General features: G+C 70.3%; 14 protein-coding genes. 6 read left to right on the plus strand and 8 right to left on the minus strand.

The annotated features are described in order from the left end of the window. Positions 1–1,750 (minus strand): AAA family ATPase (locus AO398_RS14845; protein WP_244498782.1); only part of this gene is annotated, 1,750 nt, incomplete at its 3' end. A gap of 10 nt (positions 1,751–1,760) precedes the next feature. Then, positions 1,761–2,999 (minus strand): DNA repair exonuclease, encoded by a 1,239-nt coding sequence (locus tag AO398_RS14850; RefSeq protein WP_058192901.1) that lies wholly within the window; start codon positions 2,997–2,999, stop codon positions 1,761–1,763. Between the two features lie 164 nt (positions 3,000–3,163). Between AO398_RS14850 and AO398_RS14855 the strand changes: the two genes are divergently transcribed. Then, a complete protein-coding gene (locus AO398_RS14855; protein WP_201025771.1) occupies positions 3,164–3,943 on the plus strand; it encodes an endonuclease/exonuclease/phosphatase family protein in 780 nt (259 codons plus the stop codon). Here the strand turns inward: AO398_RS14855 and AO398_RS14860 are convergent. The 4 genes from AO398_RS14860 to AO398_RS14875 all read right to left on the minus strand — a co-directional run bounded on the left by AO398_RS14860 (position 3,861) and on the right by AO398_RS14875 (position 7,160). Then, a complete protein-coding gene (locus AO398_RS14860; protein WP_058192902.1) occupies positions 3,861–5,297 on the minus strand; it encodes a phospholipase D-like domain-containing protein in 1,437 nt (478 codons plus the stop codon). The two genes, AO398_RS14855 and AO398_RS14860, sit on opposite strands and share 83 nt — an antisense overlap. Positions 5,298–5,363: 66 nt before the next feature. Then, positions 5,364–5,678: a hypothetical protein gene (locus AO398_RS14865; RefSeq protein WP_058192903.1), complete on the minus strand. Its 315-nt coding sequence runs from the start codon at positions 5,676–5,678 to the stop codon at positions 5,364–5,366. 120 nt (positions 5,679–5,798) lie between these two features. Further along, positions 5,799–6,605, minus strand: coding sequence for an enoyl-CoA hydratase (locus AO398_RS14870; RefSeq protein WP_058192904.1), 807 nt, complete (start codon positions 6,603–6,605; stop codon positions 5,799–5,801). A 93-nt stretch (positions 6,606–6,698) separates the two neighbouring features. Further along, a complete protein-coding gene (locus AO398_RS14875) occupies positions 6,699–7,160 on the minus strand; it encodes an AMP-binding protein (RefSeq protein WP_058192905.1) in 462 nt (153 codons plus the stop codon). A gap of 274 nt (positions 7,161–7,434) precedes the next feature. Between AO398_RS14875 and AO398_RS14880 the strand changes: the two genes are divergently transcribed. Continuing rightward, the gene (locus tag AO398_RS14880; protein WP_058192906.1) at positions 7,435–7,857 is read left to right on the plus strand and encodes a hypothetical protein; all 423 of its coding nucleotides are present in this window, start codon (positions 7,435–7,437) and stop codon (positions 7,855–7,857) included. A 4-nt stretch (positions 7,858–7,861) separates the two neighbouring features. On the opposite strand, the gene AO398_RS14885 is transcribed toward AO398_RS14880, so the two are convergent. Further along, the gene (locus AO398_RS14885; protein WP_058192907.1) at positions 7,862–8,551 is read right to left on the minus strand and encodes a uracil-DNA glycosylase; all 690 of its coding nucleotides are present in this window, start codon (positions 8,549–8,551) and stop codon (positions 7,862–7,864) included. 245 nt (positions 8,552–8,796) lie between these two features. Between AO398_RS14885 and hemH the strand changes: the two genes are divergently transcribed. Together hemH and AO398_RS29065 are read left to right on the plus strand one after the other, a co-directional pair. After that, positions 8,797–9,879, plus strand: a complete 1,083-nt coding sequence (hemH, locus tag AO398_RS14890) for a ferrochelatase (RefSeq protein ID WP_058192908.1) — start codon at positions 8,797–8,799, stop codon at positions 9,877–9,879. A 94-nt stretch (positions 9,880–9,973) separates the two neighbouring features. Further along, a complete protein-coding gene (locus tag AO398_RS29065) occupies positions 9,974–10,132 on the plus strand; it encodes a hypothetical protein (protein WP_201025772.1) in 159 nt (52 codons plus the stop codon). Positions 10,133–10,355: 223 nt separating this feature from the next. Here the strand turns inward: AO398_RS29065 and AO398_RS14895 are convergent, their stop codons facing one another. Then, entirely contained in the window at positions 10,356–11,264 is a 909-nt protein-coding gene (locus tag AO398_RS14895; RefSeq protein WP_058192909.1) for a peptidylprolyl isomerase, read from the minus strand. Positions 11,265–11,513: 249 nt separating this feature from the next. On the opposite strand from AO398_RS14895, the gene secA reads away from it, so the two are divergent. Together secA and bioD are read left to right on the plus strand one after the other, a co-directional pair. Next, positions 11,514–14,408: a preprotein translocase subunit SecA gene (gene secA, locus AO398_RS14900; RefSeq protein ID WP_058192910.1), complete on the plus strand. Its 2,895-nt coding sequence runs from the start codon at positions 11,514–11,516 to the stop codon at positions 14,406–14,408. Positions 14,409–14,421: 13 nt separating this feature from the next. Then, positions 14,422–15,093 carry a dethiobiotin synthase gene (gene bioD, locus AO398_RS14905; RefSeq protein WP_058192911.1) on the plus strand — a complete coding sequence of 224 codons (672 nt, stop codon included), beginning with the start codon at positions 14,422–14,424 and terminating at the stop codon, positions 15,091–15,093. Positions 15,094–15,269: the final 176 nt, after the last annotated feature.

The following is a 15,269-nucleotide window of genomic DNA, read 5'->3' on the forward strand; positions in this document are numbered from 1 at the left end:
GCCGCGGCGCCGGGGCCTCGTCGGGTTGCGCGCGCTCCGGGGCCGGCTTGAAGGCCAGGGGCTCGGGGGCCGAGCGGGCGTAGCGCTCCGGCTCCTCGGACGGGCCGAGATCGGCCATCCTCACGGTCGAGCGGCCGGCCGGCTGCCCGTCGGTGCGCCGGCTGGCGAGGAGCCTGCGGGCGTCGCTGCCGGCGGCCGGGGCCCGGCCGGCATCTGCGACCCGCACCCGCGCCGCGTCCCGGCGGTCGGCGGCGCGTTCCTGATCGCGCCGCTTGCCATCGAGCAGGCCGCGATAGCGCGCGATGGTGTCGGCGCTGGGCAGGGGCATGCGGGCGAGCGCGGCGGTGTCGGCCACCGGCGGCGACAGACGCGCCGCCTGGTTGCGCAGCAATGCCGTCTCCCGCCGGATCGCGGTGTCCAGCGCCTCGTGGGCGGCAAGGCGCTCGTGCAGCTTGGCGAGCGGCTTCAGGGCCTCGCGCAGCGGCGTCGGATCGTGGGTGGCGCCGGCGGCCTCGACCTGCCGGGCCAGACGGTCGCGCTCGGCCCCGGCCGCGGCAACGTCCCGGGCGAGCTGGTCCTCCGTGGCGGCGAGCGTCCGTCCGTCGCGGATCAGCCGCTCGATTCGGGCGCGGGCGGCGTCGGTGGGCTGGCCAGCCTCCAGGGCAGCCAGGTCCGGGGCGCCGATCCGGGCGCGCAGGCGCTCCAGGTCGAGCCCGACCTTGTGGGCATCGCCCTCGATCCGGGGCAGGTCGGTGCCGCCCTTCTCGAATTCCTTGGTGCCGCTGAACGCCGCCAGGATCTCGTCGGCGCGCAGGATCAACGCCGGCTCCACCGGCACCGATTCGGCTTCGCCGCGCGCCCGGGCGAGGGCAGCGTCGGCGCGGGCCGCCTCGGCCTCGCCCGTGCGGCAGTGGTCGAGGGCGGCGCCCAGGCGCTCGATCCAGGCGGCATCCGCCTCGGCCAGGCCGGCATAGTCGGCGATACGGTGGTCCAGCACGTCGATCTCGGCGACGATCGGCCGGGCGCGCTTCAGGCGTTCCAGCTGGGCGCGCTCGGTCGCCACGCGCTGATTGTCGGCCCGGAGCGCGTCGAGCTGCTCGGAGGCGGCCGCGATCTCGTCGTTCAGCGCCCGCCAGTCGCCCGCGCGCAGGCCCTTCTCGCGGATCGCCTTGCGGGCGGTCTCGTGCCGCTCCAGCGCCTGGTAGAAGGTCCGGTGCTTGGCCTGCCGGGGCGCGAAGATGCCCTCGGCCTCCGCGTCGAGGGCGGCCTGCAACTCGGTGAGGCCGCGCAAGCCCGACCCCGCCGCGAACAAGCTGGCCCCGACCTCGCCCTCGACATCGACCATCTCGCGCCCGCCGGCCCGCAGGCTGCCGGCATCGAGGCCGAAGGCGCGGCAGAACACGGGGCGGGAGATGCCGCCGAGGAACGGCGCCAGGGCGTCGTCGGGGAGCGGCGCCTCGGCGGCGTCGATCAGGGTCCGGGCGTTGCCCTTGCGGCGGCGGAAGGCCAGGCGGCGCCCGTCCGCCGCCTCGACCTCGGCGCCGAGGCGCAGCAGCGGCATGTCGTGCAGGAAGGCGTAGCGGGTGGTCTTCTCGAAACCGAACAGCAGGTCGGTGACCGCCGCGAGCGCCGTGCTCTTGCCGGCCTCGTTGGCGCCCAGCACGACGTGCAAGCGGGCATCGGGCCGGAAGGTCACGGTCCGGTCGGTGAAGGCGCCGTAGCGCTCCAGGGCGAGGCGGATCAGCCGCATATTGCGCGCCTCAGCAGTGCCGGCCGCCGAGGCGGCCCAGGATCAGCGCCTCGGCCTCGGCGCAGAGCGCGTCGAACTCGGCCTCCAGGTCGGCCTCCGCGGCGGCGGATGCCGGCATGCGGGCGCCGATCTCGGCCAGCGCCGCCTTGGCCCGGGTGCGGAAGTCCGGATCGCGGTCGAGATCGGCGAGGAGCGCCGCCGGGTCGATCGCCGCCCCGGAGGCCTCGACGGGGGCGCGGGGCCGGCGGGTCTCGATCTTCAGGCGCTCCAGCCAGATATCCTCGTGCAGCCGATGGGCGGCGGCCTGGATCTCGGCGGTGACGTTGTCTCTGTCGGACGAGAGCGCGTCGTGGGCCGCGGTCGTGCCGGCCAGATGCACCCGCACCAGGACGAGGCGCTGGGCCGCCACTTCCGCCAGGGGCCGCAGGGCGGTCTCTACAGTCTCGAAGGCGGCGCGGGTGTCGGCGGCTTCGCTCAGGTCGACGGTGACCTGCTCGAAGCGGGCCCGGTCGAGGGGGAAGCGGCTGACCCCCGTCACCCGCCCGTCGGCGACCTCCACCAGGACCGCGCCCTTCGCGCCGCATTCGCGCACGCTCCGGCCCTGGATGTTGCCGGGGAACACGATCCAGGGATCCCGGGACAGTTCCGCGTACTCGTGGATGTGGCCCAGTGCCCAGTAATCGTAGCCCCGGGCGGTGAGGTCGGCCACCGAGCAGGGGGCGTAGGTCTCGTGGGCGGCGTGGCCGGTGCAGGAGGTGTGCAGCACGCCGAGGTTGAACCAGCCGGGCAGGGCGGCCGGGTAGGTGAGCGACAGGTTCTCCTCCACGGCCCGGGCCTGGAAGCTGCGGCCGTGCACGGCGACGCGGAGGGATTCCAGGCGCAGCGTCTCGGCCCGGGCCGCCGGGAACACGTGGACCGAGGGCGGCAGGGTGATCGCGCGGGTGATCACGCTCTCGGCGTCGTGGTTGCCGCGCACCAGGATCGTCGGGATGCCGGCCCGGTCGAGGCGGGCGAGGCGGGGGGCGAAGAACAGCCCGATCGTGTTGTCGGCCCAGTCGCCGTCATAGATGTCCCCGGCCACCACCACGAAGGCGACCCGCCGCTCGATCGCCTGGGTGACGAGATCCTCGAAGGCCTGCCGCCCGGCGGTGGCGAGGCGGCGGGCGAGCTCCGCGTCACGCGTCGCGAGGCCCGAGAGCGGGCTGCCGAGATGCAGATCCGCCGCGTGGATGAAGCTGAAGCCCGACATCGGTCTCCGGTGAGCGATCGGTGAGCGGGGGTCTTAGGCCGCCGGGGCGTGCGGCCTCAAGCGCCATGCCCCGATTGCTGCACAGGAGCGAACGTCCCGGGCTCCGACGCGTTGAAGCGCGGCGGTGGCGCCAGAACCACCCGGTGAGGTACGAGCCCGGCCCGATGAACAGCTTCGCCCCTCCGGACCGGTCCGGCCTCGCCTCGGCGCTCCCGATCCGGCCGACAGAGCGCGCGCATGCGCCGTTCAAGATCGTGAGCTGGAACCTGCTGCGGCGCACCGGCGCGGCGGTGGACGACGTGGTCGCCCTGGTCGCGCGGGAGAAGCCCGATCTGCTGCTGATGCAGGAGGCGACCCGGGGGATCGGTTTCCTGCGCGACCGGATCGGCGGCCATTACGCCTGGGCGCCGCTGCCGGGGCGGATCCACGGGCTGGCCATGTGGAGCCCGACTCCGTTCCCGAACGCGCCGCGGGTGATCACGCTTCCCGCCGGCGCCGTGGTGCATCGGGTCTGCCAGGTGCTCGACCTGGGCGAGTTCGGCATCGCCAACGTCCACCTGTCCCATGGGCAGATGCTGAACCGCCGCCAGCTCCGCTGCATCGTCGGCGAATTGCCGCCGCGGGCCGCGGTGCTGGGCGACTACAACATCGTCGGCCCGGCGCTGATCCCGGGGTTTCGCGATGTCGGCCCGCGCCGGCCGACCCACGCCATGGTGGACGTCCTGCCGCTTCGGCTCGACCGCTGCCGCGCCCGCGGGCTGATCTGCCACGAGCACGCCGTGCTGCCGCGCGGGCCCTCCGACCATCGGCCGATCGTGGTCCATCTCGGGCCGGCCCCGGAGTCGCACGCCCCCGCGCGCTTCAAAGGTATGGCAGCAGCAGTCGCACGCCTGCGTCGCGCAGACGGATCGGCAAGGCGCGCGCGGCGAGATCCTCCCGGCTGAGGCGTGCCTCCATCTTGCCCTGCATGAACCGGTCGAGCTGGGCGGCGAGATCCGCGTCGATGATCTCGACGTTCAACTCGAAGTTCAGCCGGAAGCTGCGCATGTCCCAGTTCGCGCTGCCGACGAAACACCAGATGTCGTCTACCACCATCGCCTTGGAATGGTCGAAGGGCGGCTCGTCGAGCCAGACCCGCACGCCGGCTTTCAGCAGCGGGTCGAGATGCGCCCGCGTCGCCCAGTCGATGAACGGATGGTCGCTCACCCGCGGGATGATCACATCCACGGCGATCCCCCGGATCGCGGCCTGGGCCAGGGCGCCGGTCACCAGCTCGTCGGGCAGGAAGTAGGGGGTGACGAACCGGACCGTCCGACGGGCGCAGGCGAGCGCCTGAAGGACCACCTGCTCGATCTTCTCGACATCCGCGTCCGGCCCCGAGGTGACCACCCGGGCGACGCTGTCTCCGACCGGTTCCAGGTTGGCGAGCCACGGCTCCGCATCGAGGATCTCGCCGTCGACGAAGGCCCAGTCGGCTGCAAACGCCACGGCGAGTTGCTCCACCACGGGGCCCCGCAGGCGGAAATGCGTGTCGCGGATCGGATGCTCGGGCTTCAGCGCGACGCGGTTCGGCTGCGAGATGTTGAGGCCGCCCGTGAAGGCGATGCGCCCGTCGATGATCAGCAGCTTCTTGTGCGAGCGCAGGTTCAGGAACGGCATCCGCCAGGGCAGGGCAGAGTGCATGAACAGGGCCGCCGGCACCCCGAGGCTGTTCAGCCGGTGGTAGATCGGCGCGCGAAAATACCCACCGCCGATCCCGTCGATGATGACCCGGACCATGACGCCCCGGGCCTTGGCCTCGGCCAGGGCATCGCAGAACGCGCGGCCGGTGGGATCATCGCGAAAGATGTAGCTCGACAGGCCGATGCTGGCCTTGGCCTCGCGGATCGCCGCCAGCATGACCGGGTAGGCGGCGTCGCCGTTGCGGAACATCTGCACGTCGTTGCCGGCAAACGCCGGCAATCCGGTGATACGCCTTATCGCCCGGTCCAGGGGCCAGAGCGTTTCGGGCACCACGGCATCGTCGGTGTCGGGAAGGTTCGTCGCGTCGGAGGGCTTGGTGCGCAACTTCCGGGCGCGACGCGAGACGCGATTGATGCCGAAGGTCAGATAGAGCGCGGTGCCGAAGATCGGCGAGAGCCAGGCCAGCCCGATCCACCCGACCGCGACGCTGACCCGGCGCTTGCGCAGCAGGGCGTGCAGGGTGACGCCGAGTGCCAGGGTGATGCCGATGAGCGCGGAGACATCCGACCGCAACAGGGCGGTGGATTGCAGCCATCGATACAGCGCGTCTTCCAAGGTCTCGGCATCCGGTTCGCGTCAGACGGCGCCGGATATAGACGAATGAGCGGGCGAGGCGCGGATTTAATACGCCCGCAGGGCCGGCTGCCGGCCAGGCTCCGAGGCGCCGAGGGGCCGCGCGCAGCGATAGGGACCGCTGCCGTCGAGCGCCGCGTACAGGATCCGGCCGCCATCGGCGATGCAGCGCGCCTTGGCCTCGGCATAGGGCCGGTGGAAGCTCCAGATCGTGATCATGGGCCCGACGGTGCCCAGGCAGATCCCGCCGAACAGCAGGGCGGCGGCCCAGGTTGCCCGGTCCGGCCGCGGGCGCGGCGGCCGGGGCGGTGGCATGGCGCCGACGAAGGCAAGGGTCAGTCCGAACAGGTCGATGCTGCTCATCAGCCGTTCCGTGGGGAGGCGCCGAGCCCGGCAGGACAGGACATTCCTCCACCCTAGGGCAGGGCGGCTCCGGAACCTACGCATCCCGGCGCATGGGGCCTGCGTCGTATCGCGCGGGGCTCAGGGCTCCCAGCGCGGGGGGCGCTTGCCGATGAACGCATCGATGCCCTCGTGGGCGTCGGCCATCATCATGTTCCGGGTCATCACCTCGGCGGCGTAGCCGTAGGCCTCCTCCAGGCCCATCTCGATCTGCCGGCCGAAAGCCGCCTTGCCGATCGCGACGACTTGCCGGGCCTTCCCGGCGATCTTCTCAGCCATGGCAGCCACCGCGCCATCCAATTCCGCCGCCGATACCACGCGGTTGACCAGGCCGATCCGCAGCGCCTCCCGAGCGTCGACCGGTTCGCCGACCAGCAGCATCTCCAGGGCGGCCTTGCGCGACATCGCCCGCGACAGCGCGACCATCGGGGTCGAGCAGAACAGGCCGATCTGCACCCCCGGCGTGGCGAACCGGGCGTCCTCGGCGCAGATGGCGAGGTCACAGGTGGCAACGAGCTGGCAGCCGGCCGCCGTGGCGATGCCGTTGACCTGGGCGATCACTGGTTGCGGCAGCCGGGTGATGCTCAGCATCAGGCGGGCGCAGGTACGGAACACCGCTTCGGTCGCCGCCCGGGAGGGGTCGGCCCGCATCTCCTTGAGGTCGTGACCGGCGCAGAAGGCCGGGCCGGCCCCGCGCAGGATGACGACGCGCACCGAAGGATCCTCACGGATCGCGTCGAGCGCATCCTGGAGCGCCTTCATGAGCGCCATCGACAGGGCGTTGCGCGCCTGCGGACGGTTCAGGGTCAGGGTCGCAACGCCGTCGGCATCGTGGCGCAGCAGAACGGAATCATCCGCGATGCTGGAGGCGGCGAGGGCTGCGGACATGGCGGTATCTCCCGGTTCCGGCCCCTTGATCGTGCGGGACCGGCTTATGACCAAGAGGCTACCACGCCGGCGGCGCAGTGCAGAGAGCTGTCCTCAGCCCTGCTCGGCCAGGGCCAGATCCAGGCTCGCGAAATCGGCGCCCGGGCCGTTCCACCACACGCTGGGATAGGAGGCGAGGCGGCCCATGACGCCGGCATAGGCCTCGGCCAGGGTGGTATCGACGATCACCAGCGTCGCGCCGGACAGAGCCAGGCTGTCGGCGAGCGCCTCACCGCGACGGCCGCCGTCGAGCGCAACGACGCGGACCCCGATTCGGGCCAAGCCGAGATGCATCGCCTCCGCCTGGCCGATGTCGCGGACCAGCAGGGCGACGGTCTCGCCGGCACGCAGGCCCTCGCCGAAGGCCCAGTGGGCGACGCGGTTGGGGCAGATCGCCGGAGCCGCGCGCCGGTCGCCGGAGGCGATACCGAGTCCGGCTCGGAAGCGCCGATCGGCATCACGGGGAGCCGGCGCCGGGGCCGGAATGTCTGCGACAGTGGAGTTCACGCCAAACATACGCTGCGAACCGCCTGGATCTGGATAAACGGTGGACCTTGGCGTGACGCGGGCAGGTTAACACTCTCTCTCACGTTCGCAGATCATCGGAACACTGAGCGGTTTTCACGGTCCGACGGGGCCGGGACTGCGCCTATGCCGAATCGGAGGTGAACGCCGAGCGGCAATTTGCAGGCGAATTCGGTCGCATTGGCCCCCAGCCCGGTCCGGCCTATGTCCCGCTCGACGCGGGCGGCCCGGAAGAGGCCGTCCCGGATCGAGGAAACGCCGCCCCATGCGCCAGACCGTCCCCTACGCCGCCGCCATCGCCCTGACGCTCGCGACCGTGCCGGCGCAGGCGCAGATCCGGAACGCCCCGTCGCCCCGCGCCCTGGAATTTGCCGCCTACATCTTCGCGGCCTCCAATGTCTGCGGTTACCGGATCGGCAACGAGGCGTTCGAGGCCTTGCTGGCGAAGCAGAACGTGCGGGCGGAGGACGTCCAGCCGCGGGGGCCGTTCGGCAATCGGGTGCAGACGATGTTCACGCTGATGTCGAACCAGATGGCCCAGAATCGCGACCAGGCCTGCATCGCCGTGGCTGGTGAGTACGGGCCGGAGGGGGCGGTCTCCAAGAACGTCCTGCTTCCGGCCGGACAGATCACCGGCGCGCCGGCCCCTGCTCCTGCTCCTGCTGAACCCGCCAAGCCGGCGCAGTGACCTCTTAACCGAGACGCCAGTCGATCGGCCGAACCCCGCGCTCGGCCAACCAGCCGTTCGCACGGCCGAACGGGTCCGAGCCCGGGAAATCCCGGGCGCGGTTGAGCGGCGAGGGATGCCCGCTCTCGAACACGCCATGGCGGGCGGAATCGATCAGCGCCGTCCGGGCGCGGGCCTGGGCGCCCCAGAGCAGGAAAACCGCCGGCTCCGGCCGCGCCGCCACGGCGGCGACGGCTTCGTCGGTGAGCGCCGACCAGCCGTAGCGCAGATGGGCTCCGGCCTTGCCCGCCTCCACAGTGAGCGCGCTGTTCAAGAGGAGCACGCCCTGCCGGGCCCAGGACGTCAGGTCGCCGCCGGCCGCGCGGTCGGAACCGGCTTCCGCCAGGATCACCCGCAGGGAGGCCGGCAGCCGGCCCGAGCCGACATACGAGAAGGCGAGGCCGTTGGCATCGCCCGGGGTCGGATAGGGATCCTGCCCGAGGATGACCGCGCGGACCGCCGGCAGCGGCGTTTCGGCGAGCGCCCGGAAGATGTCGGCGGGGGCAGGCAGCACCTGCGCGCCTTCGGCGATCCGGGCATCGACCCGGGCCGCGACCGCGTCCGCCGCCTCCCCGGCGAAGTACGGCAGCGCCAGCCAGGGCGATCCGGAAGCGCGGAAGGCGGCCAGGGCGGCAGCCGCGGGAGTATCGGTCATCGGGTCTCGCAAAGGTCGAATGATGCGGTCCGCGGTTGCAGGGCACCGTCGCCGTGATTAGGGAGGATGGGCCAGCCGCGCGCCAGCGCGTCCGGTGCGGCATGTCGCAGCCGGCCTTCGCTGAGCGGGCGGACACCCTACATGGGTGCACGTAAGACCGAAAACGTCCGGCCCAAGCGCGTGCGCCGGCTGCCGGGTATCTGAAGCCAGAAGAAGGACTCGGCGCGCGGCGCCGGAACGCTGCCATGAACGAACGCGTCGAACCCGCCGCGCTGGCGGATGGCCGGCCCCTCGCATCCCTGGTCCCAGCCGCGGGCGGCCTGCCGGCCGATCACCCGAAGGTGGCCTGGGGCCGCGTCGGCGTCCTGCTGATGAACCTCGGTACCCCCGAGGGCACCAGCTACTGGCCGATGCGGCGCTACCTCAAGGAATTCCTGTCGGACCGCCGCGTCATCGAGGTGCCGCGGCTGATCTGGTGGCCGCTGCTGAACCTGATCATCCTGACCAAGCGCCCGGGGCCGAAGGGCCGCGACTACGCCAGTGTCTGGAACAACGCCCGCAACGAGGGCCCGCTCAAGACCACCACCCGCGGCCAGAGCGAGCGCCTTCAGGCCGCGATGGGCGAGTCCGTCGTGGTCGACTGGGCGATGCGCTACGGCAAGCCGGAGGTCGCCGACCGGCTCCAGGCGCTGCTCGACCAGGGCTGCGACCGGATCCTGCTGGTGCCGCTCTATCCGCAATACGCGGCGGCCACCTCGGCCACCGCCTGCGACCAGGCGTTCCGCGCGCTGATGGACATGCGCTGGCAGCCAACGGTTCGGGTGTCGCCGCCCTATCACGACGACCCGGTCTACATCGCAGCCATGGCCGATTCGATCCGGGAGGGCCTGGCCAAGCTCGATTTCGAGCCCGAGGTGATCCTGACCTCGTTCCATGGCGTCCCGCGCAGCTACCTGCTCAAGGGCGATCCCTATCATTGCCAGTGCCACAAGACCGGACGCCTGATCCGGGAGGCTCTGGGGATGTCGCCCGAGCGCATGCGGGTCACCTTCCAGTCGCGCTTCGGCAACGAGGAATGGCTGAAGCCCTACACGGACGAGACCGTGACGGAACTGGCGAAATCCGGCGTCAAGCGCATGGCGATCGTCGCTCCCGGCTTCACGGCGGATTGCCTGGAGACGCTGGAAGAGCTCGACGGCGAGAATCGCCATTATTTCGAGGGCAACGGCGGCGAGCGCTTCGCCTATATCCCATGCCTCAACGATTCCGATCTCGGCATGAAGGTGATCGAGCACGTGGTACGCCGCGAGCTTCAGGGCTGGCTCTGACGCAAAAGCGCCGGGGCGCCGCTTGCGGACGGCCCCGGCCGGCCTATCATCGTCCGAAGCTGGACAATTGTCAGATCCGGCGTCGGAGGATCACATGGCGTTCTTCATCGGGATCGCGTGTCCCTGGCTGCTGATCGCGGTGCTCGACCGGATCGCCGAAGGCCGCCGCACGGCCGAACTCGCCGCGCTCGGCGTCACGACACCGTCGCCGGCCGCGCGTTCGTCGTACCTGCATCCCGACCGGCCGTATTGAGAGGCTGAGAGCGGCCGTGACGCGGGCCGACCCGACGCTCTCGTCGAAAGACGCTGAAATCGGATGCCTTCTCCAACCCAAACGCTCATCCTGAGGTGCTGCGAAGCAGCCTCGAAGGAGGCTTCTAGGAGTCGCCGAGACACCTGAAGGGCTCCTTCGAGGCGTCCGCTACGCGAACGCACCTCGGGATGTGGCCGTGGTTGGGACGTTCGTCCCTATCCGATCACGGCTTCTTCGTCTCAGGCGCCGGCTGAGCCGCAGCAGGCGCAGCGTCGGTGCGGTCGATCTTGGCCTCGGCGCGCAGCTTCAGGATCAGGTCCTGCTGCGCCTTGCGGACGATGTGCTGGTCGATCTGGTCCTTCAGCTCGTCAAAGCTCGGCTGCGGCTTGGTGCGCTTTTCCTCGACCTTGATCACGTGCCAGCCGAACTGGCTCTTGACCGGGTCGGAGACCTGGCCGGGCTTCATCGCGAAAGCGGCATTGGCGAAATCCGGGACCATCCGCTCCTTGGTGAACCAGCCGAGATCGCCGCCCTCGGCCTTCGAGCCGGGATCCTTCGAGGTCTCGGCCGCCACCTTCGCGAAATCCTCGCCGCCCTTGATCCGCGCGGCGATCTTCTTCGCATCGCCCTCGTTGTCCACCAGGATGTGGCGGGCGTGCACCTCCTCCTCGGGCTTCATCAGCTTGACCGTCTGATCGAAGATCGCGTGTTCGGCCTCGGGCGTGACCGCGCGCTTGGCCTCCTGCTCCAGGTAGTCGTCGAGCAGGAGCTTGTCGCGGAAATAGGCGAGCTTGCGCTTGAATTCCGGCGAGTCGCCGATCTTGGCGGCCTCGGCGGCCTGTGCGCCGACCCGCAGGTCGACCATGTAATCCACCAGCAGGCTCTTCTTCTGCGCCTCGTCCACCCCCGGCAGCGATAGGGCCGGGTCATCCGCCGCGATCGCGAGATCACCCTGCGTGATCGGCTTGCCGTTGACGGTGGCCACGACGGTGTCGGGGCTTGGGGCGGGAGTCGCCGTGTTCGCCGCGGGCGTCGATGGGGTCGCCTGAGGCGCCTGGGCCAGCGCAAATCCTGGCATCGCGAGCATCAGGGCGAGCGCGCTCGCGCGCCGGAGAAAGGCGGTATTCGGCATGCTGGCGTAGTCCTCGGCTGACGTCTCGTCGCCGCCCCTGATCACAGTCGGGCGGCCGGCCGCGGACAGGTGGCGCGCGTCGCGCGAGAAGGCAAGCGCTGCCGTTTTCGCCTTCCGGAGCCCGCCGTGTCGGAGGCCACCTCTTTCAGGTGCGTCGGCGGATGTTTACCTCTATAAGCCCGGCCAACTCCGCCAAGGCCGGCCCGCCACGCTCACCCGTCGGCGGGCTCGCGCGTCTGCAGGTCAACGATGCTCGGCTCGATCGCCAAGAAGATTTTCGGCTCCTCCAACGACCGCCGGGTCAAGGGCTACCGCCCGCGGGTGGCGCAGATCAATGCGCTGGAACCGGAGATCCAGGCCCTGTCGGACGAGGCGCTGAAGGCGCGCACCGACATGCTGAAGGCGGAACTCGCCGCCGGCAAGAGCCTCGACGACATCCTGGTCCCGGCCTTCGCGACGGTGCGCGAGGCGGCCAAACGGGTCTTCGGCCAGCGCCATTTCGACGTGCAGTTGATCGGCGGCATGGTCCTCCACGAGGGCGCCATCGCCGAGATGAAGACCGGAGAGGGCAAGACCCTGGTGGCGACGCTGCCGGTCTACCTGAACGCCCTGGAGGGCAAGGGCGTCCACGTCGTCACGGTGAACGACTACCTGGCCTCGCGCGACGCGGAGTGGATGGGCCAGCTCTACCGGTTTCTCGGTCTCACCGTCGGCACCATCGTGCACGGGCTCGACGACGAGCAGCGCAAGGCGGCCTACGCCTGCGACATCACCTACGGCACCAACAACGAGTACGGCTTCGACTACCTGCGCGACAACATGAAGTACGAGCTGTCGCAGCTCGCGCAGCGTGGACACAACTTCGCGATCGTCGACGAGGTCGACTCGATCCTGATCGACGAGGCCCGGACGCCGCTGATCATCTCGGGCCCGGTGGACGACCGGTCCGAGCTCTACGTCTCGGTCGACGCGATCATGCCCCGGCTGGTGCGCGAGCATTACGACCTCGACGAGAAGCAGCGCACGGTCTCCCTGACGGAAGCCGGCAACGAGTTCGTCGAGGTGACGCTGCGCGAGGTCGGCCTGCTCAAGGACGGCGACCTCTACGACGCGCACAACGTCAGCCTGGTCCACCACGTGAACCAGGCCCTGCGCGCCCACACGCTGTTCACCCGGGACAAGGACTACATCGTCAAGAACGACGAGGTGGTGATCATCGACGAGTTCACCGGCCGCATGATGCAGGGCCGGCGCTACTCGGAGGGCCTGCACCAGGCCCTCGAGGCCAAGGAGCGGGTGACGATCCAGCCCGAGAACCAGACGCTGGCCTCGATCACCTTCCAGAATTACTTCCGGCTCTACAACAAGCTCGCCGGCATGACCGGCACGGCCTCGACGGAAGCCGACGAGTTCGCCGAGATCTACAAGCTCGACGTGGTCGACATCCCGACCAACAAGGAGGTCGAGCGCGTCGACGAGGACGACGAGGTCTACCGGACGGTGGCCGAGAAGTACGAGGGCATCATCGCGGAGGTCGACAAGGCGCATAGCCGCCACCAGCCGATCCTGGTCGGCACCGGCTCGATCGAGAAGTCCGAGCACTTGGCCGAGATGCTCAAGAAGGCCGGCTACACCCTGCTCGACTATTCCGATCCGAACGCGCTCACCGACGTCTACAAGGCCGCCCGCGAGGGCCGGGTCACCAAGCGCTTCGCCGTGCTGAACGCCCGCTTCCACGAGCAGGAAGCCTACATCGTGGCCGAGGCCGGCGTGCCGGGCGCGATCACCATCGCCACCAACATGGCCGGCCGCGGCACCGACATCAAACTCGGCGGCAATCTCGAGATGCGTATCGAGAAAGAGCTGGGGCAGCTCCCGGACGGGCCGGAGCGCGACGCCGCCATCGAGGCCATCAAGGCGGAGATCGCCGACAACCGCGCCAAGGTGCTGGCCTCGGGCGAGCCGGCCGATGCCGCCGCCGGCCGCAAGAAGGCCCTGCCGGGCGGCCTCTACATCATCGGCACCGAGCGCCACGAATCCCGGCGCATCGACAACCAGCTTCGCGGCCGCTCCGGCCGCCAGGGCGATCCCGGGCGCTCGAAATTCTACCTGTCCCTTCAGGACGACCTGATGCGGATCTTCGGCTCCGACCGCATGGACGGGATGCTGCAGAAGCTCGGCCTGGAGCAGGGCGAGGCGATCATCCACCCCTGGATCAACAAGGCGATCGAGAAGGCGCAGCAGAAGGTCGAAGCGCGCAACTTCGACATGCGCAAGAACGTGCTGAAGTACGACAACGTCATGAACGACCAGCGCAAGGTCGTGTTCGAGCAGCGCCGGGACTTCATGGCCCAGGAGAGCGTGCGCGAGACCGTGGACGAGATGCGCGAGGGCGTCATCGACGACCTCGTCGCCCGCTACATCCCGCAGAACGCCTATGCCGAGCAGTGGGACGTCGCGGCCTTACGCGAGCAGGTCCGGGATGTGCTCAACCTGGACGAGCCGGTGGAGGATTGGGCCAAGGAGGAGGGCATCGCCGACGAGGAGATGCGCGAGCGCCTGCTCAAGGCCGCCGAGACCGCCTACGCCGCCCGGGCCGAGAAGAACGGCACCGAGATCACCGCCTATATCGAGAAGCAGGTCCTGCTCCAGACTCTGGACCACCTGTGGCGCGAGCACCTCGTGACCCTCGACCATCTGCGGCAGGTCATCGGCTGGCGCGGCTTCGCCCAGCGCGACCCGCTCAACGAGTACAAGTCGGAGGCGTTCGACCTCTTCAACAACCTGGTCACCGCACTGCGCGAGCAGGTGACGGCGCAGCTCTCGCGCGTCGAGATCATGCATCAGCAGCCCGACCAGCAAGCCTTCCCGGGCGGCCCGCCGGAACTGCCGCAGATGTTCGCCCAGCATCTCGACCCGGTCACCGGCGAGAACGAGATGGATTACGAGGGGCGCGGCTCGGGCAGCGATGGCGGCGGCGGGCCGGCCTACGGCTACGCCGCACAGGGTCTGGCGGTCGACGGCGCCGTGCTGGAGCGCGACCCCAACGATTCCGCCACCTGGGGCCGGGTCGGTCGCAACGAGCCATGTCCGTGCGGTTCGGGCAAGAAGTACAAGCACTGCCACGGCACCTTCCAGGCCTGAGGCGGCCCATATCATGGCCGCCCGCACGGTCTTCGTCGCCGGTGCCGGTACCGAGATCGGTAAGACCTACGTCACCGCGGCGCTGACCCGGCGCCTGCGGGGGCAGGGCCGACCGGTGCGGACGCTGAAGCCGCTCGCGAGCGGCGTGCCGCCGCTCAGCGATCCAGCCTTTGCGGAGAGCGACACCGCCCGGCTGCTCGACGCACAGGGGCTCTCCGTCGAGGCCGATGCCGTCGAGGCCTGCTCACCCTGGCGGTTCGCAGCCCCGCTCGCCCCCGATCAGGCTGCGGTCCTGGAGGGCCGGTCCGTAGCGCTGGCCGACCTCGTCGGCTGGTGCCGGGCGCAGGTCGCCTGCAGCGAGGGGACCCTGATCATCGAGGGCGTGGGCGGGCTCATGAGTCCGATCACGGAGGCAGCCACCGGACTCGACTGGCTCAAGGCGCTGGCCGTGCCGACGATCCTCGTCTCCGGCAGCTATCTCGGGGCGATCAGCCACGCGCTCACCGCCCGCGAGACCCTGCGCCTGCACGGCATCACGCTCCGCGCCGTCGTGGTGAGCGAGAGCGCGGGAGCGCCGGCGCCGCTCGCAACCGTGGCGGCGTCGATCGTCCGCCATGCCGGCGTACCGGTCTTCGGCTTGCGGCGCGGGGAAGCCTGTCCGGAGGCTTTGGCCGATCTGGTGTGAGCGGGTCGGGGCTCAACTCAGCGCCAGTCTGATCGATTAACCCAATACCCCACCGTCACGGCGAGCGCAGCGAAGCACCACCCCGTGTGGCGCGCGGTTTTTCTGTGTAGCGGATCCCTGGGTTGCTTCGCTGCGCTCGCAATGACGTGAGGGCCGATGGCAAGCTCTTCGGTCGC

It is taken from the genome of Methylobacterium sp. GXS13 (assembly GCF_001455965.1).
GTDB lineage: Bacteria > Pseudomonadota > Alphaproteobacteria > Rhizobiales > Beijerinckiaceae > Methylobacterium.